This window comes from Mesorhizobium sp. WSM3626, assembly GCF_000513935.1.
GTDB lineage: Bacteria > Pseudomonadota > Alphaproteobacteria > Rhizobiales > Rhizobiaceae > Mesorhizobium > Mesorhizobium salmacidum.
On the sequence record NZ_AZUY01000095.1, the window covers coordinates 1 to 2,814 of the forward strand.

Below are 2,814 nucleotides of genomic sequence, written 5' to 3' on the forward strand. Positions count from 1 at the left end.
ACCGATCCCGACCCCCGCGCGCTTGGCCTGACACCGCGTCATCTCGCCTATGTCATCTACACCTCGGGCTCCACCGGCAAGCCCAAGGGCGTCATGGTCGAGCATCGAGGGTTGGCAGAGCATATTCTCGCTAGCGTCGACAAATATCAGATTACCGTTGCCGATCGGGTGCTCCAATTTGCGAGCACGAATTTCGACCCTTCGATCGAACAGGCATTTTCAGCTTTAATCACGGGCGCAGCTCTGGTCATTCGCCCGAACGCAATATGGTCACCAGAAAAATTGAAGGCGGAAATTGTACGGAATTCGATAACGGTTGCCAACATAACGCCATCGTATTTCCATCCGAATCTGACGAAATATCTTCGACTTCTTATCGTCGGCGGTGAAGCGTTTTCAGTAAGCAAGCTGAAATTGATTGATTCTGGTTGTATTGTCCTAAATGCATACGGGCCGACCGAAACAACGGTAACTGCCACGACTTTCGATCTGAGCGGGTCATTGAAGGCGGTCGCGGAGGGCAGCTACGTTTCGATCGGAAAACCGATTTCCAGCAAGAAAGTCTACGTCCTTGACTCGGGTCTGGGGCCTCTTCCGATCGGCGTCGCGGGTGAGCTCTATATCGGCGGTGGGGGTGTTGCGCGCGGCTACCTGAACCGGCCGGAGCTGACGGCGGAGCGGTTCGTGGCGGACCCTTACAGCAGTGATCCGCAAGCCCGGCTGTACCGAACAGGCGACCTTGTGCGCTGGACCGCCGCCGGCAATCTGGAGTTTTTGGGGCGCCTTGACGAGCAGGTTAAGATCCGGGGTTACCGGATCGAGCCGGGAGAGATTGCGGCGCGGCTTGGCGAGCACGCGCTGGTGCGTGAAGCGATGGTGATCGCACGCGAGGACACGCCGGGTGAAAAGCGGCTGGTCGCCTATGTGGTGGCCAAGGACGAGGCGAAGAGCGACGCTGGCAACGATCTTGCGGCGGTGCTGCGGGCGCATCTGGGCAGCCTGCTGCCGGAGTATATGGTGCCTGCAGCCTATGTGGCGCTGGACGCCTTGCCCTTAATGCCGAACGGCAAGCTGGATCGCAAGGCGCTGCCGGCGCCGAACGAAGAGGCCTATGCGCGGCAGGCGTATGAGGCGCCGCAAGGCGAGGTCGAGACAATCCTTGCCGGGTTGTGGGCGCAGCTTCTGTGTGTCGAGCGGGTCGGACGTCAGGACAGCTTCTTCGAACTCGGCGGCCACTCGCTGCTGGCCGTCAGGTTGGTCAACCGGATGCAGCAGGCGTTTGGCGTGAAGCTGGCGCTGACGGCGCTGTTTGACGCGCCAAGCCTTGCTGGCGTCGCGGCGGCGGTGGCGGAGCATCTGGCCGGATCCGGCTCCGATCATTTGCCGGCAATCGCGCGTGTCGATCGATCCGGCGTCCTGTCGCCGTCCTACGCGCAGGAGCGGCTGTGGTTCCTGTCCCAGATCGAGGGCGGAAGCGCCGCCTATCACGTCCCGCTGGCGTTGCATCTGCGCGGCGAACCGGATCGGGCAGCGCTCGGCAGAGCCCTCGATGAAGTGTGGGCGAGGCACGAGACCTTGCGCAGCGTGTTCGCGACGCAGGATGGCAAGGCATGGGTAGCGTTCCTGGCGTCGGAGCAGGGGCTGCCGTTGGTGGAGCACGACCTGCGGGGCGCAAAGGATGTCGAGGCGCGTCTTGCGGCGCTGAGCGAGGAGGAGTTTACGGCACCGTTTGACCTCGAGCGGGGCCCATTGGTACGCGCCCGGCTGATCCATGTGGCCGATACCGAGCATGTGCTGCTTGTGACGCAGCATCACATTGTATCGGACGGCTGGTCGATGGGTATCCTGCTCAAGGAAGTGGGGAGTTTATACGCCGCGTTCAGCCGCGGCGAAGAGAGCCCGCTGGGTAAGCTGCCGGTGCAGTATCCGGACTATGCGGCCTGGCAGCGGCAATGGCTGAGCGGCGAGCGTCAAGCCAGGCAGGCCCAGTACTGGCGGGATGCATTGCAGGATGCGCCGGTGGTGCTGAACCTGCCGACGGATCGTCCGCGTCCGGTCCAGCAGAGCTTCGTCGGCTCAAGTGTGCCGGTTCGGCTTGATGCGGAGCTGACGTGGGAACTGAAGCGCCTGAGCCTTCGGCATGGGGTGACGCCATTCATGGTGGTTCTGGCGGCATGGGCGGTGGTTCTGTCGCGTCTGTCGGGCCAGGAGGACATCGTCATCGGGACACCGACGGCCAATCGCGGACGTCGGGAAGTCGAAGGACTGATCGGCTTCTTCGTCAACACGTTGGCGTTGCGCGTCGACGTGTCGGGGGAGCCGGATGTCGCGACCCTGCTGGAGCGTGTGCGCTCGGTGGCCCTGGGCGCGCAGGATCACCAGGATCTGCCGTTTGAGCAGGTGGTCGAGATCGTGCAGCCGCCGCGGCGGTTGGAGCACACGCCGGTGTTCCAGGTGTTGCTGACCTGGCAGCCTCCGGAGGAAGACCGCCTCGCTTTGCCCGGCCTCACAATCGAGCCTGCCGCCGTGGCCTATGAGGTGTCAAAGTTCGATCTTGAATTGGAACTGGCCGAGATCGGCAATGAGCTTGTCGGAGAACTTGGCTACGCGACAGCGCTGTTCGATCGCGAAACGGTCGGGCGGCATATCGGGTATCTGGAAGTCGTGCTGCGGGGTCTGGTGGCAGAAAGGCAAGGCCCGGTCGGCCGGACCGGTCTTTTGTCGGCGTCCGAGCGCGAGCTTGTTCTCGAGACGTGGAACCGGACGGAAGCGGCCCACCCGTCGGATCGCGGCATCCATGAACTGTTCGAAGAA

The 2,814-nt window shown here is 62.8% G+C and carries 1 protein-coding gene; it reads left to right on the forward strand.

Annotation, left to right across the window (positions count from 1 at the left end; translation table 11 throughout):
• Window positions 1-2,814, forward strand: a 2,814-nt coding sequence (locus M653_RS01000000134140) for a non-ribosomal peptide synthetase (RefSeq protein WP_032936578.1), incomplete at both ends; no start/stop codon positions are given.